A 2,588-nucleotide genomic window follows, 5' to 3' on the forward strand; every position below is an offset into this window, starting at 1 on the left:
TGGGCGTGCTGGTGCGCGAAGTGGCCGCCCTCTACGACGCCTTCTCCCGAGGCCAGCCCTCGCCGCTGCCGCCCCTGCCCCTGCAATACGCCGACTACGCCGTCTGGCAGCGCCAGTGGTTGCAGGGCGACGTGCTCCAGACGCAACTGGACTACTGGAAGCAGAAGCTCGCGGGCGTCAGCGCTCTGGAACTGCCCACCGACAAGCCCCGTCCCGCCGTCCAGTCCTTCCGCGGCGCCCAGGTGCCCGTCACCCTCACGGCCGAGGCCTCCGGTAGGCTCAAGACGCTGGGACTGCAAGAGGGTGTCACGCCCTTCATGCTGTTGCTGGGCGCCTTCCAGGTGCTGCTGTCCCGGTACTCCGGACAGGACGACGTCACCGTCGGCTCGCCCATCGCCAGCCGCCAGCGCGGTGAGCTCGAAGACCTCATCGGCTTCTTCGTCAATACCCTGGTGCTGCGCGCACGCGTGGACTCCGGCCACTCCTTCCGAACCTTGCTCCAGCAAGTGAAGGAGACGGCGCTGGGGGCCTACGCCCACCAGGACGTGCCCTTCGAGCGCCTGGTGGAGGAGCTGCAACCCACGCGCGACCGAAGCCGAAGCCCCCTCTTCCAGGTCCTCTTCTCCTTGCAGAACGCGCCCACCTCGGCCCCCCTGCGCGAACAATCCCTGGTGCTGCACCCACTGGAAGTGGACACCGCCACCGCCAAGTTCGAGTTGCAGCTCATCCTCTCGGATACGCCCGACGGCTATCAGGGCACCCTGGTCTTCAACACGGACCTCTTCGAATCAGCCACCGCCGCGCGCATGGCGGCGCACTTCCTCCGGCTCGTCGAAGCGCTGGTGGCCCGGCCCGAAGTGCCCCTGGCCTCCGTGTCCATGCTCAGCGACGCCGAGCGCCAGCAGGTCCTGGTGGATTGGAATGCCACCGCCTCCGACTACCCGCGCGAGGCCAGCATCCACTCCCTCTTTCAGGCCCAGGCCGTCCGCACTCCGGACTCCATCGCCGCCGTGGCGGAGGGCGGGACGCTCACCTACCGGCAACTGAATGAGCGCGCCAACCAGCTCGCCTCCTTCCTGCTGACGTTGGAGCTGGGCCCCGAGCCTCGCATCGGCGTGTGCCTTCACCGCAGCCTGGAGATGGTGGTGGCGCTGCTCGGCATCCTCAAGGCCGGCGGCTGCTACGTGCCCTTGGATCCTTCCCAGCCTGCCCAGCGTCTGGCGTTCTTGTTCGAGGACTCAGGCGTGGCCGCGGTGCTCACGCAGCAGTCATTGGCCTCAGGGCTGCCGGTGGCATCAAGGCCCGTGGTGTGTCTGGACTCCGACTGGGAAAAAGTCTCGCGCCAGCCGACGACGGATGGGTCCGCGCCCGTGGGCCCGGAGCAGCTCGCCTACGTCACGTACACCTCGGGCTCGACGGGGACGCCCAAGGGCGTGGCCATTCCCCACCGAGGCGTGGTGCGCCTGCTGTTCGGTTCGAGCTTCGTGCGGCTGGGGCCAGAAGCAGTCGTATTGCAGCTCGCGCCGCTGGCGTTCGACGCTTCCACCCTGGAAGTCTGGGGCGCGCTGCTGCACGGTGGCCGTCTGGTCCTCTTTCCTCAGGCCATACCGGACCTGGAGGAGCTGGGCCGGGCCCTCATCCGCCACCGGGTGTCGGTGCTCTGGTTGACCGCGGCCCTCTTCGACCAGATGCAGCAGGAGCAACCCCAGGCGCTCGCGGGCGTACCTCAGTTGCTGGCGGGCGGTGACGTGCTGCCAGTGCCGCGCGTGCGCGAGCGATTGGCGCAGTCGCGCGGCCTCATCAACGGTTACGGCCCCACGGAAGGCACCACCTTCACCACCTGCCACCCGCTGTCCCCAGGCGACACCGTGGGGGACTCCGTCTCCATCGGCCGGCCCATCGCCAATACGCAGGTGTACGTGCTGGACGCCGCGATGCAGCCGCTCCCCGTGGGCGTCGCCGGTGAATTGTTCATCGGCGGAGACGGCCTGGCCCGAGGCTACCTGGGCCGGCCGGCCCTCACCGCCGAGCGCTTCGTGCCCCACCCCTTCTCCTCCGCCCCGGGCGCCCGGCTGTACCGCTCCGGAGACCGGGTGTGCTGGAGGGAGGATGGGACGCTGAGGTTCCTGGGACGCGTGGACTTCCAGGTGAAGGTGCGCGGCTTCCGCATCGAGCTGGGAGAAATCGAGGCGGTGCTGCGCGAGCACTCCTTGGTCACCGAAGCGACAGTGTTGGTGCGAGAGGACGTGCCCGGCGACAAGCGGCTGGTGGCTTACGTCGTGCCGGCGGAGCTGGACACAGTACGACTGCGCGAGCATCTGCGTCAGCGGCTGCCGGAGTACATGGTGCCCTCGGCCTTCGTGGCGCTGACGGCCTTTCCGCTCTCGGCCCACGGCAAGGTGGACAGGAAGGCCCTGCCCGCACCCGAAGCTCCGTCCGCCTCCACCACGGAGCAGGTGCCCCCCCGCAGTGCGCTGGAGGCACGCCTCGTATCTCTTTGGGAGCAAGTGCTGCGCAGGAGCCCTGTCGGAATCCACGACAACTTCTTCGAGCTGGGAGGCCACTCATTGCTGGCGACGCAGCTCGTC

1 protein-coding gene is annotated in these 2,588 nt (G+C 68.7%); it reads left to right on the forward strand.

Translation table 11 applies throughout. From position 1 onward, the window contains the following. Nucleotides 1–2,588, forward strand: a 2,588-nt coding sequence (locus D7V93_RS41530; RefSeq protein ID WP_120648494.1) for a non-ribosomal peptide synthetase, incomplete at both ends; no start/stop codon positions are given.

The organism is Corallococcus llansteffanensis (genome assembly GCF_003612055.1).
Classification (GTDB): Bacteria; Myxococcota; Myxococcia; order Myxococcales; family Myxococcaceae; genus Corallococcus; species Corallococcus llansteffanensis.